We start from the raw sequence: 17,352 nt of genomic DNA, 5'->3' as shown, positions 1-17,352 counted from the left end.
GATATTAAATAATGCAAGTTACATTTGTTGGGGCAGGTCCTGGAGATAAGGAATTAATTACTGTAAAAGGTAGCAAGAAATTAGCGGAAGCGGATATTGTTATTTATGCAGGTTCACTAGTTAATCCAATATTATTAGAATATACTAAGGCTAATGTTAGTGTTCATAATAGTGCGCATATGACTTTAGATGAGGTAATTGAAGTAACTAAAGCTGGGGTAGAAAAAGGCTTAAAAGTAGTAAGATTGCACACTGGGGATCCTAGTATTTATGGCGCTATTAAAGAACAAATGGACAAGTTAGATGAATTGGGCATAACATATGAAGTTGTACCTGGTGTAAGTTCGTTTCTAGCTTCGGCCGCAGCTTTAAATAAAGAATTTACTTTGCCGAGCGTATCGCAAACGATTATTATTACCCGTCAAGAAGGCCGAACTCCAGTGCCAGAGCGTGAAAAACTTAGCAAGCTAGCGACCCATGGAACTAGTATGTGCATATTTTTAAGTGTACATATGATTGAAGATGTAATGCAAGAGTTGTTAGCTGGTGGTGTTTACACTAAAGATACACCAGTAGCCATTGTACAACGCGCTTCTTGGCCAGAACAAAAAATCTTCCGGGGCACGATTGGGACAATAGCAAAAGTTGTTCAACAAGAAGGCGTAGATCGTACAGCGATGATTTTAGTAGGTGGATTTTTAGATAGTGATTATGAACTATCTAGATTATATGCTGATGATTTTACGCATATGTACCGCGAAGCAAAAAAATGAGAATAGCGATAGTTTCCGTGACTAAGCAAGGTAGCGTTTTAGCAGAGAAAATTGCTAGTTTTAAAAATTGGCAAGATGATGAGCTTATTTGTTATGCGAAAACGGGACGCGGCTTAATAAAACATGAAACCTATGATAATCTAGGTCTATTATTGGAAAAAATATGGCCCAAATGTCAATTGTTAATTTTTATTATGGCGACGGGGATTGTGGTTCGAAGTATTAGTAAATTTTTACAGCACAAATCGCTTGATCCAGCGGTATTATGTTTAGATGAAAAAGGCAAGTTTGTGATTAGTTTATTATCGGGACATTTGGGCGGCGCAAATATGTTTGCCAAAATGTTGAGCAATAAACTGGCTGGAAGTCAAGCTGTAATTACCACAGCCACTGACGTCAATAAATTAGTAGCTCCTGATGTAATTGCCCGTGATTTCAACTTTAAAATAGCGAGCTTTGTTAGTTTGCGATATATTAATGCCGAGCTAGCTGATGGCGAGGATATCACTTATTATTTAGCGGCACATTTAGAGGAATATCGTCCAGCGATAATTAATTACAACTTAGAAGTAAAACTATTTGAACAACTACCAATAGAGCTATTAGATAAAAAAATTGTAATTATCACAGATCAAATATTACCAGAACAATGGTATAACCGTGATAATATTTTGGTAATGATTCCACAACATCATGTTATTGGCATAGGTTGTCGGCGTGATATTAGTGGGGAACGAATTTTAACTGCGATACGAGCAGTCTGCCAAGAGCAAAATATTGATTTAAACAGTGTGAAAAGCTTAGCTTCAGCTTGGGTTAAAAGTGATGAAGTTGGCTTGTTACAAACTGGTAAAATCTTAAATTTACCCATAGATTTTTATGAACAACAAGAATTAATGTATGCGATTGCCAAATATAATTTGCGCGAATCCGCTTATGTAAAAAAAACATTAGGCATAGGCAATGTTTGCGAGGCAGCAGCTTTATGCACAGTTAAAAAAGGGAGAATAAAAGTATGCAAAACAGCAATGAATCAAATAACAATAGCAGTTGTCCAGGAAAACTTTACGTGGTAGGCTTAGGCCCTGGTAGTTATGGAGATATGAGCCATCGAGCAGAAACCGCTTTACAAGAAAGCAATATTATTGTCGGCTACAACACTTATATCAAATTAATTGAAAAACTAATTGTCGGTAAAGAAGTTGTGGGCACAGCAATGATGCAAGAAATTGAAAGATGTCAACGGGCGGTAGAACTAGCGGCACAAGGCAATCAAGTAGCAGTTGTATCTAGTGGTGATTCAGGAATTTATGGCATGGCTGGTTTAGTTATTGAGTTAGTTCATAAATTACCGGCAGAACAACGGCCTCAATTGGAAGTAGTACCAGGAATTAGTGCGGTAAGCGCCGCGGCATCAGTACTAGGAGCACCACTTATGCATGACTTTGCGGTGATTAGTTTAAGTGACTTGCTAACACCTTGGGAAAAAATTCAAAAAAGAATTGTTATGGCGGCAGAAGGCGATTTTGTAACAGCTTTATACAATCCTAAAAGTACTAGAAGAACTTCTCAAATTGAGTTTGTTCGCGAAACTATGTTAAAATGTCGCGCTGCTAAAACGCCTGTAGGTATTGTAACTAATGCAACTCGTGAAGGTGAAATCTGTGTTATTTCTGATTTAGAAAACTTTACTAATGAAGAAATTGCGATGTTTTCTTTAGTAATTATTGGCAATAGCCAAACTTACGTAGAAAACGGTCGGATGATTACACCTAGAGGTTACCACGTATGATTTTAATTCTCGCGGGTACGCAAGATGGACGCGAACTCGCAGCCGAGTTAACAGCATTAGGATACCAAGTTTGTATTTCGGTGACTACGGAATATGGTCGAAGTTTAGCAGCGCCAGCCGCAGAATTAGTAAATGATTTACCTTTAGATGCCACTGCATTACGGGCGTTTATTGCTAAACACCAAATTAGATTATTAATCGATGCTAGCCACCCGTATGCGCGGGGTGCTTCAGAGAATGCTCTACAAGTTACAGCAGCTTTGAATTTGCCTTATATTCGTTATGAACGGCAGAGTTCGCAGTTTCCCGCTTATGAAAAGTTGCATGTGGTAGACACAATACAAGCAGCGTGCCAAGTTGCCAATAATATTTCAGGTACAGTTTTTTTGACCACGGGCTCTAGAGCTTTGGCTGAATTTAAAGCAAATTTAGCTAGCGATAAACGGGTGATCGCTAGAATATTACCAGATGCAAAAGTGTTAGCAGAAGTTTTGGCTTTAGGATTTTCGCCTAAAGATATTATTGCTATGCAAGGGCCATTTTCAGAAGCAATGAATAGCACAATGTTTGCTGATTTCGCTACACAAATTATGATTATGAAAGAAAGCGGTAAAATTGGTGGGAGTGATGAGAAATTTTTAGCAGCACAGCGCTTGAACCTAGATATCATCATCATCAAACGTCCTAAACTAGAGTATCGAGTTTTGGTGCACGATTTTACCGAGTTGTTAAAAAAAATAAAAGAGGTGCTATGATGGAATTTATAAAAGAACCGATGGTTATTGAAAATAGAAGTATGGAAATTATTCGCCCCTATTTAGCCAAATTCGAGCTTACAGAAGAAGAAATTGCCGTGTATTCAAGAATGATTCATGCGTCCGGTGACGTGGATTATGCTAATTGGATTAGTATTCACTCCGAAGCAATTGCAGCTGCCAAAGCGGCTTTAGCTGCTGGCAAAAATATTTATTGTGATGTAGAAATGGTGAGAACGGGGATAAACAAAACGAGATTAGCCCAATCAGGTGGGAAAATACACTGTTTGGTAGCTGACCCAGAAGTAGCTAAATTAGCTAAGGAACAAGGAATAACTCGCTCGATGATGGCGATGCGGACTTTTGGCAAAGAGCTAGATGGTGCAATAATTGCAATCGGGAATGCGCCTACAGCTTTATTTGAAGTATTAAATATGATTAAAGAGCAAGGCATTAAGCCGGCTTGTATTATTGGTGTACCCGTAGGGTTTGTTGGCGCGGCAGAGTCGAAAGATGCCCTAATCGAGGCTAATTGTGTGCCATATATTACAGTACGCGGCAATAAAGGTGGTAGTCCAATTGCTGCCTCTGTAGTAAATGCTATCATGTATTTAAGTGGCAGATAAAATGCTAGTTACAGGTTTAGTAGTAGTTACAGGTGATAGTAAAGGCAAAACTACCAATGCGTTAGGCTATGCACTGACAGCTTTAGGGTTAGGCAAAAAAGTAAGTATGATTCAATTTCAAAAAGGTGGCGGTTATTCCGGCGAATTATTTGTGAAAGAACATTTTGCGGGTCTATTTGAAATTAAACAATTTGGTGGTGGCTGTCCCATTTCTGAACAAATTCGCAGTGGTGAGTTATTATGTACTAAATGTGGCTACTGTTTTCGAGAAAATAAAAACCCGGCGAATGATTTTGCCCGCCAAGCACTTAAATATGTTTGGCAGAATTTACAACAGCGAGAACCAGCCGTATTAATTTTGGATGAAGTATCGCATGCGGTAAATAATAACTTAATAGCGTTGCTAGAAGTTCAAGAAATAATAGATTTTTGTCGACAAACAAATAAGTTGTTAGTTTTAACAGGGCGAAGAATGCCAGAGCCTTTAATTGCTCAAGCAGATATTGCCACAGAATGTAAAATGGTAAAACACCCGCGCCGTGATCAAGGGATAGATGCGCGCCGCGGCATAGAGTATTAGGAGGTCAAGTATGAGACTGGTGATTGCAGGAGTATCAAGTGGAACAGGAAAAACTACTATTGTTACGGGCTTATTAGCGGCCTTGAAAGCCAGAGGTCTGGCAGTTCAGCCGTTTAAGGTAGGACCGGATTATATTGATCCAGGGTTTCATAAACTAGCAGCAGGCTTACCTTCTCACAATTTGGATAGTTGGTTGGTGCCAGAGGATAAAATTCAAGATGTATTTTATTTGCAAGCTGAGAAGGCAGATATTGCCATAGTTGAAGGAGTAATGGGCCTGTATGATGGTGGGAAAAATGGCGTAAGTTCTACAGCACAAATTGCGAAAAGACTGCAAGCACCAGTTATACTTGTACTGAACGCAAAAGCCATGAGTGAAAGTGCGGCGGCAATAGTTTTGGGTTTTAAAAATTATGATCCCGAGATAAATATCGCCGGCGTTATTGTTAATAATTTGGGGAGTAAGTCGCATGCGCAAATTATAGCACAAGCTATTGAAAAAATTGGTGTGCCAGTAGTTGGCTGTGTGTTGCGGCGTCCTGAAATGAGTTTGCCAGAACGACATTTGGGGTTAACACCGACCGAAGAACAAGAACAATTACTAAAGCGGATTGAAGTTATGAAGCAAGCTGTTCAAGAGGATATTGATATAGATAAATTATTAGATATTGCACAACAGGTACCAGCTTTAGCAAAACGAGAGGTGCACTTTGCCAATAAGTTGCAAGCCGTTAAAATAGCTGTAGCGCGAGATGAAGCGTTTTCTTTTTATTATCCAGCCAGCATGAAGGTATTGGAAGATTTAGGTGCAGAATTAATTTATTTTAGCCCGCTGAAAGATACAACTTTGCCTCAAGGCATAAGTGGTCTTATTTTAGGAGGCGGTTTCCCAGAAATGTTTGCTCAAGAATTAAGTGACAATCAAGGGATGTTGCAAGCGATAAGAACAGCACAAAAACGCAAAATGCCAATTTATGCAGAGTGTGGTGGCTTTATGTATGCGAGTCGGGCCATAGTTGACTTTGAGGGGCGAGAATATCAAATGTTAGGCTTAGTACCAGGAATATGCCAAATGCAAAAGAAGTTGCAAACTGTAGGTTACGTGCAAACTAAAGCTTTACAAAAAAATGCCTTGATGAACAAAGGTGAAGTAATCAGAGGTCATGAATTTCATTTTTCTAGTTTTCAACCAGATTGTGAAGCAGAATTTTCTTGGGCGTTTGAATTTACTAAAATGCGTACGGGCAATAGTTATTGCGGTGGTTATGTGCAAGATAATTTAGTTACGTCCTATTTGCATATGCATTTTTTAGGCAATGTAAGTTTAGCGGAAAACCTTATTAATAAATGTGCTGGCTTTGCAAGAAATGCAGGTGAAACCAATGAAAAATGAAATGCAGGGCAAGTTGGTTTTAATAACAGGCGGTGCTCGAAGCGGTAAAAGTGAGTTTGCAGAAAATTTCATGCGCGCCTACACCGAGAAAACAGCCTATATTGCTACTGCCGAAATCTTAGATGAAGAAATGAATGAACGGGTTTTTTTACATAAACAACGCCGTGAAGCAGAATTTTGGTTAAATTTAGAAGCGCCGTATAATGCTCAGGCAATTATTGAACAAATTCCGGCAGAAGTGGAAGGAATACTGTTTGACTGTTTAACAATTTATGTTTGTAATTTGCTGTATACTAAATTAGATAATCTACCTTTTTTACAAAAGGTAACAATAATAAAGCAAGAAATAGCAGAAATTATTAAGATGTGCCGCAAAAGTGGTAAATTAGTAGTATTTGTTTCAAATGAAATAGGTTTAGGGATAGTCCCAGCTAATAAAATGGCGCGAGAATATCGCGATGTAATAGGATGGATAAATCAGCAGGTGGCGGCAGAGTGTGAACATGTGTTTCTCACGGTGTGTGGTCAGGCTTTAGATATAAAAAAAATGGCATTTAAATTGCCAAACCAGGAGGATTAATAATGAGTTTTAGCATTATGTTGCAAGGAACTAGTTCTAATGTAGGGAAGAGCATTGTGACTACGGCTTTATGTAGAATTTTCAAACAAGATGGCTATCGTCCGGTGCCGTTTAAGGCGCAAAACATGGCGTTAAACTCGTATGTTACTAAAGACGGTGGGGAGATGGGGCGAGCTCAAGTTGCACAAGCTGAAGCGGCTGGCTTAGAACCAGACGTACTCATGAATCCAGTGCTGTTAAAGCCGACGGGTAATGCCAGTAGCCAAATTATTGTATTAGGCAAAGCAGTAGGCACAATGAGTGCCAGCGAGTACCACCAAGGTTATTCACTTAAAGCTTTAGGCGTAGTACAAGAATCTTTAGAAAAATTGCAAGCTAACTATGATATGGTAGTAATTGAGGGGGCAGGCAGTCCCGCAGAGGTAAATCTAAAGGCTAACGATATTGTTAATATGCGGGTTGCTAAGCTAATTCAAGCACCAGTTTTATTAATTGCTGATATTGATAGAGGTGGAGCTTTGGCTTCGGTGGTAGGGACATTAGAATTATTAGAACCAGAAGAACGGGATTTAGTAAAAGGGATAATCATTAATAAATTTCGCGGCGATATAAAATTGTTAGAACCAGCTTTAACCTTTTTAGAAGAGAAAACTGGTAAGCCTGTAGTTGGGGTTTTGCCATATATGGATAAACATGGGATTGATGATGAAGATTCGGTGGTTTTAGACGAAAAAAGTAGCAAAGAATTAGCTGATTTAGATATTGCGGTGGTTAGATTGCCAAAGATTTCTAATTTTACGGATTTTGATGCTTTGGCGCGTGAAGAAGATGTAAGCTTGCGTTATGTAAAAAGTGCGCAAGAATTAGGTAATCCTGATTTAGTGATCCTTCCCGGAAGCAAAAATACTACGGAAGATTTACTGTTTTTAAAAGAAAGTGGCTTAGAAAAAAGTATAATTAAATTAAATAAGCAAGGCACACCGATTATTGGGATTTGTGGTGGTTATCAAATGCTAGGTCAAGAAGTGCGTGATCCAGAGCATACAGAATCCAACTTAGATTCCTTGGCCGGTTTAAACTTGTTACCACTAATTACCATTTTTGAAGCGGAAAAAATAACCCGTCAAGTTCAAGTGCGGGCGCAAGATAACCAATTTTTAGGCATGAATTATACGGGGGAAAGCATGACGGGCTATGAAATTCATGCGGGACGCACTTATTATACTCAAGAAGTGCGTAAAGCTTTTGTGGTGGATCGAAGCGACCAAAGTGGTGTTCTCGACGGTGCTATTAGTGAAAATGGTTTAGTTATGGGGACTTATGTGCATGGGATATTTGATAATGATGGCTTAAGAAGATGTCTATTAAATAGTTTACGGCAAGCAAAAGGTCTAGAAGAGCTAGCTAACCAGCAAGATAGTGCTAGCTTAAAAGAACAAGCCTATGAAAAACTAGCTAATAGTGTCCGCGCTAATTTAGATATGGCTAAAATATATCAAGTAATGGGTCTAAAATAATGGAATTACCAATAGCTACTTTGTTAATCGGGGCACTTATTTTGGATAGATTAGTTGGTGATCCAAACGTAAGTTGGCATCCGGTAGTTTTAATTGGACGTTATATTAGTTTTGTGGAAAGTTGGTTGTTAAAAGAACAAGATTCGGTAGCGCGTAAGCGCGTAAATGGATTATTACTATTAATTGTAGTTGTGGGTACGGTCTATACAATTACGGAATTACTTACCAAAGCTACTTATTTAAATTTTAATAGTTGGGGAATTTTCGTAGAAATGCTATTAGTGTCTTTTACTATTTCACCCACAGCTTTAGCTAAGGCTGGGCATGAAATTGCACAATATTTAGCTTGTGGAGATATAGAAAATGCACGTATTAAAGTTGGTTGGATAGTAGGGCGTGATACGGGCAATTTAGATGAGAGTGAAGTTTCGCGCGCGACAATTGAAACTATTGCAGAAAATATTACTGATGGAATTGTATCACCCTTGTTTTTTGCTTTGCTCGGGGGAGCTCCTTTGGCTTTTGCTTACCGAGCTGTAAATACTTTAGATTCGATGGTGGGTTATAAAAATGATAAATATCTTGATTTTGGAAGATTTTCGGCTAAATTCGATGATGTTTGTAATTTTATTCCAGCAAGAATTACTGGGATGTTAGTTGTTGTAGCTAGCTTAATCTTAGGTTATAATTATAAACAAGCTTGGACAATTATGTGGCGGGATGCGCAGGCTCATCCTAGTCCTAATAGTGGCTGGGCTGAGGCACCTGTTGCAGGGGCCCTGGGTATTAGGCTAGGTGGCGAAAATTATTATTTTGGTCGGCCATCTTTTAGAGCTTACATGGGTGAGGCGCAGCAAACATTGACGCGGATACATATTGGAAAAACTATTAAAATAATGTACTTGGTTAGCTGCTTGGCAGTGCTAATTTTCAGTGGGGTTTCTAGTTGGGTACACCAATAATATAAGGCGGGATTTCCCGCCTCATTATATTTTTAGGAGGCGGAAACATGCAGGACTTTTTTACTGCTTTGCAGTTTTTGACACGAATTAAAATTTACAATCAGACACAATGGGACGAAGGAACTTTTGCACGGAGTGTAGCCTATTTTCCTGCTGTTGGTTTGGTGATTGCCGCTGTGTTAGTTGCTGTTTATAAGTTGTTAGTGTTCTTGAATTGTTCCTCTTTGCTAATCGCAGTATTGCTTATTATAACTGAAATTATAGTTACAGGGGGCTTGCTCTGTGATGGATTTATGGATACAGCTGACGGGGTATTTTCAGGGCGCGAACGCGAACGAATTTTAGAAATTATGAAAGATAGTTGCGTGGGCTCTAATGCAGTACTGGCGTTCGTGAGTTTAGTATTGCTGAAATTGGCAGTATATTTAGAGTTGAATTCAGAACAATTAACGTTGGCCTTATATGCAATGCCAATTATAACGCGCACCTTAATGGTATATAATATTAGATGTTACAGCTATGCCCGTAAAAGTGGAATTGGGGGAATGTTCGCTAGTGCCGATAAGAAAATAGTATTAATTAGTAGTACTTTATTAGGCTTAGCTTTATTGGCACCAACTCAGAATTTGAGTTTATTTATTGCTTTAGTCTTAACTATTGCTTATAATTTTTGGGCGGCTAATTATCTTAAAAGAATATTACACGGTCTTACAGGTGATACCTATGGAGCCTTAGCCGAAAGTGGCAATGTGTTTTTTTTGTTGAGTCTAAGTATTGTGCTTAATTTAATTAAATAAGTTAGAATTATATCTAAGTAGGGCGTGTTTGAGTCGAGTGAGGATAATATGCTATAATATCAAAGTAATTGTAGGTGACATTTAGTTATAAGGTGAGGGGAGAAAAAGATGCGCGCACGTGTTCCTGGTTCTTGTGGAGAATTAGTGCAAGGATTGATACAAGGAGAAGATTTTCTGATTACTTGTCCGATTTCTTGGTATAGTGAAGTAGAGGTTTATTTAAACAAAAGAGACACTAAGACCACCGATTCTCCGAAAATAATAGCGGCTATTTATAAAACCCTAGAATATTTTGGAGAAAACTGCGAATTTTCTTTCTCGATAAACTCACAATTGCCAGTTGGGAAGGGGATGGCTTCAAGTAGCGCGGATATTAGTGCCGCTTGTATGGCTACAGCTAGAGCCCTAAATAGAGATATTAGCATTAAAACGATAGAACAAATAGCTTTAAGTATTGAGCCAACAGATGGAGTTTTTTATGAGGGGATAGTTGCTTTTGGACATGTGCAAGGAATAATAAATGAACATTTGGGACAGGCGCCAGCAATAAAGATTATGGTTATAGATACTGGCGGCGGAATTGTAGATACATTGGGGTTTAATCAACGCCAAGATTTAAGAGCATTGAATGAAAAAAAGAATGAACAAGTTTTACAGGCCTATGCTTTGGTTAAAAAGGGCTTAGAAGAAAATGATGTAGCTTCAATTGGAGCTGGAGCAACTATAAGTGCTATAGCTAACCAAATAGTATTGCCTAAGCCGAATCTACAGGAAATTATTGAAATAGCAAAAGCTAATGGCGCTTTGGGTGTTAATGTTGCCCATAGTGGCACGGTTGTTGGTCTTTTATTTGCGTCAACTTTAGCAGTTGATTGGAATAAGTGTCGACAAGAGATTTTAGCATTAAACAACGAATTTACCTACTTAGGGGTGGTAGATTTGGTAGACGGAGGAATAAAATGATAAAACCTTTTGAACATGGCGGCAATATTTATCAGGTGAAACGCAACTGCGAAACAGTAGTAGCTGATTTTAGTGCCAATATAAATCCTTTGGGTTTAAATACAGCTATTAAACAAGCAATAATAGACTCAGTGGATAAGATTATTCATTATCCAGATCCAGAGGCTCATGATTTACGTTCTGCAATAGCAGAATATTATGGCGTGAAACCTAAACATCTAGCCTTAGGCAACGGTGCCGCAGAATTAATTTATCTGTATACACAGGTATGTAAAAAAAAGCGTGTCCTGCTGTTAGTGCCCTGTTTTAGTGAGTATCAAAGAGCTAGTTTAGCTGCGAATTTGGAAATAGAGTTTTTATATTTACAAGAACAGGAAAATTTTAATATAGATTATCAAAAGGTGGCCGAAAAAATTCCAGAAAATGGGATTATTTTTTTAGCTAATCCCAATAATCCGACCGGTAATTTGTTAAATTTAGTTAAGCTAGAAGAGCTACTTATTTTAGCAGAACAAAAACAAAGTGATATTTTGGTGGATGAGTCCTTTATCGATTTTGTAGCGACAGAGCAATATTCTTGTAGTGATTTGGTGAGTAAATATTCTAATCTAGCAATTATTCATTCCCTAACGAAAATCTTTGCTTTACCAGGTTTAAGATTAGGATTTGGCTTATTTAATCCAAAGATTGTAGAGCAAATAGATAAAGCTAAGGATGTTTGGAATGTAAACAGTTTAGCGCAAAGAGCAGGAGTGGTTGCTTTGCAACAAGAAGAGTATGTAATTGAAACTAGAGAACAAGTTGCGCAACTGCGAACAGAATTCTTCCACGCCTTGCAAAAATTCAAAATGTTAAAAGTATATCCAAGTACAGTGAATTTTTTATTAATACAATTAGTAGACTGGTTAGATGCTGGCGAATTTGTTGCCAAAATGCGAAAAAAAGGAATTATGATTCGCGACTGCAGCAATTATCCAGGGTTAAACTCGAAATTTGTTAGAATCGCGGTGCGAACAGCAATAGAAAATAAACTCTTTCTGGATAAATTGCAAGAATTACTACAAGAATTGGAGGGGGAAAAATGACAAAAATACACTTAATTCGACATGGGGTAACCTATTGGAACCAAGAACTAAGATATCAAGGGCATTCTGATATTAGCTTAACTCCAGAGGGGGAGCGACAGGCGGAATTGATGGCTACGAGCTTTGCGCAAATAAATTTGAGAGCTATTTATAGTAGCGATTTGATTAGGGCACAGAGCACAGCATTAAAACTAGGGGAACAAAAACAATTATCGGTTACAACCAATGCTGATTTTCGTGAGATAAATTTCGGCGCTTGGGAAGGGTTGACTTATGAACAAATAAAAGCTAAATGGGGCAACTTGATTGATGATTTTTTTCGAGCTCCTGGAGAAGTCTATCTGCCTCAAGGAGAAGGCTTTGGCGATGTATATAAACGAGCGGTTCCCAATTTGTTGGCCCTACTTGAACGGCATCAGGGCGAAGAAATTGCGATAGTAGCACATGGTGGAATAATTAGAGTTTTACTGTGTTATGTTTTAGGCTTACCTTTGAATAATTGTTGGCGGATTAAGCAAGATAATACAGCAATTAACACAATAACTTACTTTAAAGATGATATGTGCATGTTAGAGAGGTTGAATGATGTGCATCATTTAACTAAAATATAAAAAATAGACAACTTCACTTTTAGATAGCAGTGAAAGTTGTCTATTTTTAGATTTTTAAAGTAGTCTGGATGAAATTTTGTATTAGGGAGCTGTACTGTTCACGATAGTCGTAGATAGCATTTAAATGGCTGGTTTTAGGGAAAATATGAAGTTGCTTAAAGCCTTTGGTAGCTTGATAAAGCTCTTGGGACATATAGGCAGGAACAACTTGATCAGAAGCGCCGTGGACATATAAAATGGGCGTAGTTACTTGGCGAACTGAACGGATAGGTGCGGCTTGATGAAAAGTAAAGCGCGAATCTAGGTAGGCCACAAAGTTTGCGTATTGAATAACTGCTTGAGGCAAAATTATTTGTGGTAAATAATTTTTAAGCTGGAGCGCAAATAAGGTTTCTAAATCAGAATAAGCGCTATCGGCAATATAAAAAGCTACACGCTTGTTTGTTTCGTTTAATTCCGCGTGTAAAAGTGCTGTAGCGGCTCCCATTGAAACCCCATGCACCCCAATTATTCCTTGGGGAGAGCGTGCTGTAAGCCAATCGAGCCATTGTTCTAGATCATATTTCTCGTAATTGCCCCAAGTTATCGAGTGACCGCCACTTTCGCCGTGGGCACGCGAATCGACAAGTAATACATTAAAATCATTTTCTAAATAAATATCCAAGTAGTTTAAGCCTAAGGCTCGATGTCCAGTGAAGCCATGGAGGAAAATAATTGTTTTATTAGTAGCTTTGGCATTGGGAATATAAGTTCCGTGGAGTGGATAACCGAAGTTCGAATGAATAACAATATCGTGCCAGTTTTTCTCTTGAATCCCAATAGTTAGTTTATGTTTAAAATCTTCAAATTTTTGGCTATTGGCATGAGCGTTTAAAATACTGGTTTCGCGATAAAAAATATTCCCAAAGAATATTCCGGCAGCATTAAAAAGCAAAAACAAGATAGTTAATAATAGTGTCAACCACCGAAGCCGTAAAAAATTGCTTATTGAAAGTTTAGACAAAATAAAGGCCTCCTAAATTCTATAGATAGCTGTTGAATAATTGGTTAGATTATTCTACTCTTTAGAGTGTGGTCAAAGTCAAGAACTAGTTTGCTAAAAAGAGAGGTCGGGAGCTGATGGGGAAAACAAAAATCCTTTGAAGTTTTGCTTCAAAGGATTTTAAACACTAATTGGTGCGCCTGGCAAGAATCGAACTTGCGCTCCCGGCTCCGGAGGCCGATGCTCTATCCACTGAGCTACAGGCGCGTTTTTTACACTTGTATAGTATACCACGCTAGAAAAAAAGTGTCTAGTGTAATATAATACAAGTAGCATGAAAAAGGATGGTGAAATATGTCTGTTAAATATAATTTGCCAATATTGTTATTGGCGATTGCGCATTTGGTTACAGATTTAACTCAGGGTGCAGTACCAATACTGCTACCATTTTTAAAAGAAAAATTTTTATTGAATTATTCACAGGTAGGGATGATTGTTTTAGTACAAAATCTTACATCGTCAGTGATCCAACCTTTGTTTGGATATTATACGGATAAAATTTCGATATTTTGGTTGTTGCCCGCAAGTGTTTTGGTAGCGACTATAGGAATAGTTCTTACAGGTTATGCAACAAGCTATAGCTCCTTGCTGTTTATAGTTATAATTACAGGTGTGGGCGTAGCGGCGTTTCATCCTCAAGCTTCGCGGTCCGCGATGCTTTTGAGCAGTGCAGATAGCAAAGGCAAGAACATGGGTTTGTTTTCCGTAGGTGGAAACTTGGGGTTTGCTTTAGGTTCAATTATTATGAGTGTGTTGATTGTGTTACCAGGCGATTTATATAATACCGTATACTTCTTGATTCCTGGAATTCTAGTTTTTGCTTGGCTTATGCAAGCCCGCGGGCAATTGGATACCTATACGAAAGTTGGCTCTAAAGGTGAAAAAATAAAACCTGCTGCAAAAGTAGCGCAGGCTTATTATTACTTGCTTATGCTAATTAGTTTTATTTTTATTCGTTCCACAATTCAAATGGGGATAACGACCTATCTACCCTTATATTATATTGAAAATTTAGCGGGGGAACCTAAATATGCAGCCAATCTGATTAGTATGTTTTTGGTATTTGGAGTTTTGGGTACTTTCTTAGGGGCAAGTTTAAGTGATAAGTTTGGGCGGAAAAAAATAATTTTAGCGTCCATGGTAATTACATTACCATTACTAATTTTATTGCCTTATTCATCGGGATTAAGTACAATAGTTTTAACAGCTGTTTTAGGTTTTGCTTTAGTATTTTCTTTTGCGACAACAGTAGTTTTAGCCCAAGAACTTTTACCGAACAATATAGGCATGGCTTCTGGTCTGACCATAGGATTTAGCATTGGCTTGGGCGGGGTAGGTGTTACTGCTCTAGGATTTTTAGCTGATAATTTTGGCTTGGAAATTGTTTTTAAACTATTAATGTTTTTACCGCTTTTAGGATTGGTTTTAGTTTCACGGTTGCCAAATGATCAGAAATAGACTTAACTTAGGAGGGGAATTGAATGGATTTAGCAAAAAAATGGCATGAGGATTTGGTAAAAGAACGATTGGTAAAAGGTTTGGAAAAAAATGGCTTTGAGGTGCAAATTTATCCTGATTGCCAAGCTGCCTTGACGCAAATACTAGCTAGTATACCCTTAGCGGCTACTGTTGGCATAGGTGGTTCAAAAACATTACAAGAGGTTGGTTTGCCAGAAGCTTTGGCGCGACGGGGTAATTTACTTTATGATCATTCAAAAGCAAGTAGCCCAGAAGAAGCACAAAAAATTAGACGCCAACAACTAGGAGCGGATATTTTCTTAACTAGCACTAATGCGCTTACCTTAGATGGTAAGCTTGTTAATACGGATGGGGTTGGGAATAGGGTTGCCGCCATGACTTTTGGCCCTGCAAGAGTTATTGTGGTATGTGGTTTAAACAAGCTTGTGGCTGATGTTCCGGCGGCTATGCAGAGAATTGAAAATATAGCCGCACCTATTAATGCTAAAAGGCTAAATAAAGCGACACCTTGCACGCAAACAGGTTATTGTTGTAAATGCAATGTGCCTGACAATATTTGTCGGGTAACGACAATATTCAATAAGAAACCCAGTCAAACTAAGATTGAAATAGTAGTTATTGAAGAAAATTTGGGTTATTAAGCAAAAAGAAATAGCGCCTAGTTTTAACTAAGCGCTGTTTCTTTTTTTAATGTTAAATGTTATTTGTTAATTAAATTTAGTTTTTGGGCACGACTTAAGCTTTTTATGGCATATTCGCGTTTTAAGGCAAGACTTTTATTAGCAACTTCCTCAAAATATACTAACTTTACAGGTAAACGGACTTTGGTGTATTTGGAAGCAGTACCTAAATTATGTTGCCGAAGTCGCTTGTTTAAATCTGTTGTCCAGCCAGTGTACAAGGTGTTATCGGCACATTCTAAAATATAGACAAAGGACATAATTTGAATTATTCTTCAATAAATACTTTTTCCATGATGATATCTTCGGTGGGACGATCGCGAAAATCTGTGGCACAGGTGCCTATTTTTTTGATGACATCCATTCCCTCAATTATTTTACCGAAAATTGCATGGCGACCATCTAACCAAGGAGTTGCTGCTAAAGTGATGAAAAATTGCGAACCACCAGTGTTAGGACCAGCGTTAGCCATAGAAAACAAGCCTTCACTAGTATGACGCAGTTCAGGGTGAAACTCGTCTTTGATGTTATAGCCGGGACCACCCATACCCGTGCCAGTTGGATCGCCACCTTGAATCATAAAGTCTTCGATAACACGATGGAAAATTACACCATTGTAGAAATCTTTAGCTACTAAACTAAGAAAGTTTTCGGTAGTTAGGGGTGCTTTATCCTCGAACATTTCTGCTTTAAAGTCACCATAATTGGTTTGGAAACAAACAATTTTATTACTCATGAAATTTTTTCTCCTTGCTAATTCAAAAATTTTTCCTAGATAATTATATCATGATTTTTTTCGGGTGAAAACTGTTGATAATAGGTATAATCCAGTGCCGCAGGCAATTGACCAGACTGGCAATAAGGAATTAAGCACTTTCTCTCCATAAAACCAGGTTAAAATAAAGGCTGCTGCGAGAAAAAATATTTGTGCTGCTTGTACTCGGTAAGTATTCAAAATTACTTTATCATAGTCGCCGATGCTTTTTAAAACTGTACTCATCCGAACTATTGGCAAAAATAGAATAGTTGCTAAAATCATAAAAGAAAAGATATCAGCAGGGATGCTACTATCGCCGAGAGGAACTCCTTGCGATAAGGTGGCGATCCAAAAAGCAAAACCCGCAGCATAAAAACTACGTGGACTTCCTTTGGGGAGTTGCGTTTCTAAAGCATAGGCAATTGCTGTTAAGGCAGCATATAACCAATAGCCTTTGTAGGCAACAAAATAAGTTGCTGTTAAAATAATTAGATTATCAAATAAACCGGCACCTAAACCGGCGGAACGATTTAATAGCCGCATAAGCATCATTAACCAAAAAATCACGGCAATATCTCCAATTCCCCAAATTAGGGCTGTGCCGACTGCAAGTGCCGCGGAAACATAAGCGCCTAAAGGTCGATCTGGATCAACTTCTCTAGCTAAGAGCCAAGAAAAAAAGAAAATGGCCCCATTGTTAAGGGCGAAAATAGTGCTTGCTTCGGAAGAAACATTAGTAAAAAGTGTTTTCCAAAGTAAACTAGCTAGAACAACTAAAATACTTAAGGTAAAAACTATTTTCATAGTAGGATCAAAAAAAGAAATATCACGACTTAAATTTAAAAATTTACCACTGGTGTTTTGCCAAAATTTGGTAGGTGTAACTGACATGGATGTGGTTTTGTTTTTTGCTCGATTGAGAGGATTTTTTTTAGTGTACCAACTTTTTTTGGACATTCT

20 protein-coding genes and 1 tRNA gene are annotated in these 17,352 nt (G+C 38.1%); 16 read left to right on the top strand and 5 right to left on the bottom strand.

Going from position 1 to position 17,352, the window contains the following annotated elements; translation table 11 throughout:
- Positions 1-11 precede the first annotated feature (11 nt).
- From cobM to SUCMO_RS0109070, 14 genes are all read left to right on the top strand, one after another.
- Complete coding sequence (gene cobM, locus SUCMO_RS0109135; protein WP_019880402.1) at positions 12-773, top strand: precorrin-4 C(11)-methyltransferase; 762 nt, start codon at positions 12-14, stop codon at positions 771-773.
- The gene (locus SUCMO_RS0109130; protein ID WP_019880401.1) at positions 770-1,849 is read left to right on the top strand and encodes a cobalt-precorrin 5A hydrolase; all 1,080 of its coding nucleotides are present in this window, start codon (positions 770-772) and stop codon (positions 1,847-1,849) included. Before cobM ends, SUCMO_RS0109130 begins: the two co-directional genes overlap by 4 nt.
- Positions 1,789-2,565, top strand: a complete 777-nt coding sequence (gene cobJ / locus SUCMO_RS0109125) for a precorrin-3B C(17)-methyltransferase (protein WP_019880400.1) — start codon at positions 1,789-1,791, stop codon at positions 2,563-2,565. The genes SUCMO_RS0109130 and cobJ overlap by 61 nt, the downstream gene beginning before the upstream one ends.
- Positions 2,562-3,320 carry a precorrin-6A reductase gene (gene cobK / locus SUCMO_RS0109120; RefSeq protein ID WP_019880399.1) on the top strand — a complete coding sequence of 253 codons (759 nt, stop codon included), beginning with the start codon at positions 2,562-2,564 and terminating at the stop codon, positions 3,318-3,320. Before cobJ ends, cobK begins: the two co-directional genes overlap by 4 nt.
- Entirely contained in the window at positions 3,320-3,946 is a 627-nt protein-coding gene (locus SUCMO_RS0109115) for a precorrin-8X methylmutase (protein WP_019880398.1), read from the top strand. The genes cobK and SUCMO_RS0109115 overlap by 1 nt, the downstream gene beginning before the upstream one ends.
- Positions 3,936-4,526 (top strand): cob(I)yrinic acid a,c-diamide adenosyltransferase, encoded by a 591-nt coding sequence (locus tag SUCMO_RS0109110; protein WP_028953982.1) that lies wholly within the window; start codon positions 3,936-3,938, stop codon positions 4,524-4,526. Before SUCMO_RS0109115 ends, SUCMO_RS0109110 begins: the two co-directional genes overlap by 11 nt.
- A 10-nt stretch (positions 4,527-4,536) precedes the next feature.
- Complete coding sequence (locus tag SUCMO_RS0109105) at positions 4,537-5,919, top strand: cobyrinic acid a,c-diamide synthase CobB (RefSeq protein WP_019880395.1); 1,383 nt, start codon at positions 4,537-4,539, stop codon at positions 5,917-5,919.
- Complete coding sequence (gene cobU / locus SUCMO_RS0109100; protein ID WP_245539356.1) at positions 5,894-6,499, top strand: bifunctional adenosylcobinamide kinase/adenosylcobinamide-phosphate guanylyltransferase; 606 nt, start codon at positions 5,894-5,896, stop codon at positions 6,497-6,499. Before SUCMO_RS0109105 ends, cobU begins: the two co-directional genes overlap by 26 nt.
- Before the next feature lie 2 nt (positions 6,500-6,501).
- The gene (locus tag SUCMO_RS0109095; RefSeq protein WP_019880393.1) at positions 6,502-8,016 is read left to right on the top strand and encodes a cobyric acid synthase; all 1,515 of its coding nucleotides are present in this window, start codon (positions 6,502-6,504) and stop codon (positions 8,014-8,016) included.
- Positions 8,016-8,978, top strand: coding sequence for an adenosylcobinamide-phosphate synthase CbiB (cbiB, locus tag SUCMO_RS0109090; protein WP_019880392.1), 963 nt, complete (start codon positions 8,016-8,018; stop codon positions 8,976-8,978). The genes SUCMO_RS0109095 and cbiB overlap by 1 nt, the downstream gene beginning before the upstream one ends.
- A gap of 47 nt (positions 8,979-9,025) precedes the next feature.
- Positions 9,026-9,775 carry an adenosylcobinamide-GDP ribazoletransferase gene (gene cobS / locus SUCMO_RS0109085; protein WP_019880391.1) on the top strand — a complete coding sequence of 250 codons (750 nt, stop codon included), beginning with the start codon at positions 9,026-9,028 and terminating at the stop codon, positions 9,773-9,775.
- Between the two features lie 108 nt (positions 9,776-9,883).
- Positions 9,884-10,738, top strand: coding sequence for a GHMP family kinase ATP-binding protein (locus SUCMO_RS10700; protein WP_019880390.1), 855 nt, complete (start codon positions 9,884-9,886; stop codon positions 10,736-10,738).
- The gene (gene cobD / locus SUCMO_RS0109075) at positions 10,735-11,823 is read left to right on the top strand and encodes a threonine-phosphate decarboxylase CobD (protein WP_019880389.1); all 1,089 of its coding nucleotides are present in this window, start codon (positions 10,735-10,737) and stop codon (positions 11,821-11,823) included. The genes SUCMO_RS10700 and cobD overlap by 4 nt, the downstream gene beginning before the upstream one ends.
- Positions 11,820-12,434, top strand: a complete 615-nt coding sequence (locus tag SUCMO_RS0109070; protein ID WP_019880388.1) for a histidine phosphatase family protein — start codon at positions 11,820-11,822, stop codon at positions 12,432-12,434. Before cobD ends, SUCMO_RS0109070 begins: the two co-directional genes overlap by 4 nt.
- A 46-nt stretch (positions 12,435-12,480) precedes the next feature.
- Here SUCMO_RS0109070 and SUCMO_RS0109065 read toward each other — a convergent pair whose 3' ends face one another.
- Together SUCMO_RS0109065 and SUCMO_RS0109060 are read right to left on the bottom strand one after the other, a co-directional pair.
- Positions 12,481-13,437 (bottom strand): alpha/beta hydrolase, encoded by a 957-nt coding sequence (locus tag SUCMO_RS0109065; RefSeq protein ID WP_019880387.1) that lies wholly within the window; start codon positions 13,435-13,437, stop codon positions 12,481-12,483.
- A gap of 171 nt (positions 13,438-13,608) precedes the next feature.
- Positions 13,609-13,683 (bottom strand) — tRNA-Arg (locus SUCMO_RS0109060).
- Positions 13,684-13,770: 87 nt separating this feature from the next.
- On the opposite strand from SUCMO_RS0109060, the gene SUCMO_RS0109055 reads away from it, so the two are divergent.
- Positions 13,771-14,934: an MFS transporter gene (locus tag SUCMO_RS0109055; RefSeq protein WP_019880386.1), complete on the top strand. Its 1,164-nt coding sequence runs from the start codon at positions 13,771-13,773 to the stop codon at positions 14,932-14,934.
- Between the two features lie 23 nt (positions 14,935-14,957).
- Positions 14,958-15,596: a lactate utilization protein gene (locus SUCMO_RS0109050; protein ID WP_019880385.1), complete on the top strand. Its 639-nt coding sequence runs from the start codon at positions 14,958-14,960 to the stop codon at positions 15,594-15,596.
- 59 nt (positions 15,597-15,655) lie between these two features.
- On the opposite strand, the gene SUCMO_RS0109045 is transcribed toward SUCMO_RS0109050, so the two are convergent.
- From SUCMO_RS0109045 to SUCMO_RS0109035, 3 genes are read right to left on the bottom strand one after another with little or no spacing between them, the layout of a single operon-like run.
- Entirely contained in the window at positions 15,656-15,895 is a 240-nt protein-coding gene (locus SUCMO_RS0109045) for a GIY-YIG nuclease family protein (protein ID WP_019880384.1), read from the bottom strand.
- Positions 15,896-15,903: 8 nt separating this feature from the next.
- Positions 15,904-16,371 (bottom strand): peptidylprolyl isomerase, encoded by a 468-nt coding sequence (locus tag SUCMO_RS0109040; protein WP_019880383.1) that lies wholly within the window; start codon positions 16,369-16,371, stop codon positions 15,904-15,906.
- A gap of 48 nt (positions 16,372-16,419) precedes the next feature.
- Positions 16,420-17,349: a hypothetical protein gene (locus SUCMO_RS0109035; protein WP_019880381.1), complete on the bottom strand. Its 930-nt coding sequence runs from the start codon at positions 17,347-17,349 to the stop codon at positions 16,420-16,422.
- Positions 17,350-17,352: the final 3 nt, after the last annotated feature.

The organism is Succinispira mobilis DSM 6222, from assembly GCF_000384135.1.
GTDB classification, from domain to species: domain Bacteria; phylum Bacillota; class Negativicutes; order Acidaminococcales; family Succinispiraceae; genus Succinispira; species Succinispira mobilis.
The sequence above is the reverse complement of the archived record's forward strand: the minus strand, read 5'-3'. Positions and strand labels throughout refer to the sequence as shown.

Coding starts and splice junctions, on each gene's coding strand:
- SUCMO_RS0109035 (WP_019880381.1), bottom strand. CDS start 17,349: ATGTCCAAAAAAAGTTGGTACACTAAAAAAAATCCTCTCAATCGAGCA.
- SUCMO_RS0109070 (WP_019880388.1), top strand. CDS start 11,820: ATGACAAAAATACACTTAATTCGACATGGGGTAACCTATTGGAACCAA.
- SUCMO_RS0109045 (WP_019880384.1), bottom strand. CDS start 15,895: ATGTCCTTTGTCTATATTTTAGAATGTGCCGATAACACCTTGTACACT.
- SUCMO_RS0109095 (WP_019880393.1), top strand. CDS start 6,502: ATGAGTTTTAGCATTATGTTGCAAGGAACTAGTTCTAATGTAGGGAAG.
- cobD (WP_019880389.1), top strand. CDS start 10,735: ATGATAAAACCTTTTGAACATGGCGGCAATATTTATCAGGTGAAACGC.
- cobJ (WP_019880400.1), top strand. CDS start 1,789: ATGCAAAACAGCAATGAATCAAATAACAATAGCAGTTGTCCAGGAAAA.
- SUCMO_RS0109050 (WP_019880385.1), top strand. CDS start 14,958: ATGGATTTAGCAAAAAAATGGCATGAGGATTTGGTAAAAGAACGATTG.
- SUCMO_RS0109105 (WP_019880395.1), top strand. CDS start 4,537: ATGAGACTGGTGATTGCAGGAGTATCAAGTGGAACAGGAAAAACTACT.
- cbiB (WP_019880392.1), top strand. CDS start 8,016: ATGGAATTACCAATAGCTACTTTGTTAATCGGGGCACTTATTTTGGAT.
- SUCMO_RS0109040 (WP_019880383.1), bottom strand. CDS start 16,371: ATGAGTAATAAAATTGTTTGTTTCCAAACCAATTATGGTGACTTTAAA.
- cobK (WP_019880399.1), top strand. CDS start 2,562: ATGATTTTAATTCTCGCGGGTACGCAAGATGGACGCGAACTCGCAGCC.
- SUCMO_RS0109130 (WP_019880401.1), top strand. CDS start 770: ATGAGAATAGCGATAGTTTCCGTGACTAAGCAAGGTAGCGTTTTAGCA.
- SUCMO_RS0109055 (WP_019880386.1), top strand. CDS start 13,771: ATGTCTGTTAAATATAATTTGCCAATATTGTTATTGGCGATTGCGCAT.
- SUCMO_RS10700 (WP_019880390.1), top strand. CDS start 9,884: ATGCGCGCACGTGTTCCTGGTTCTTGTGGAGAATTAGTGCAAGGATTG.
- cobU (WP_245539356.1), top strand. CDS start 5,894: ATGCAGGTGAAACCAATGAAAAATGAAATGCAGGGCAAGTTGGTTTTA.
- cobS (WP_019880391.1), top strand. CDS start 9,026: ATGCAGGACTTTTTTACTGCTTTGCAGTTTTTGACACGAATTAAAATT.
- SUCMO_RS0109115 (WP_019880398.1), top strand. CDS start 3,320: ATGGAATTTATAAAAGAACCGATGGTTATTGAAAATAGAAGTATGGAA.
- cobM (WP_019880402.1), top strand. CDS start 12: ATGCAAGTTACATTTGTTGGGGCAGGTCCTGGAGATAAGGAATTAATT.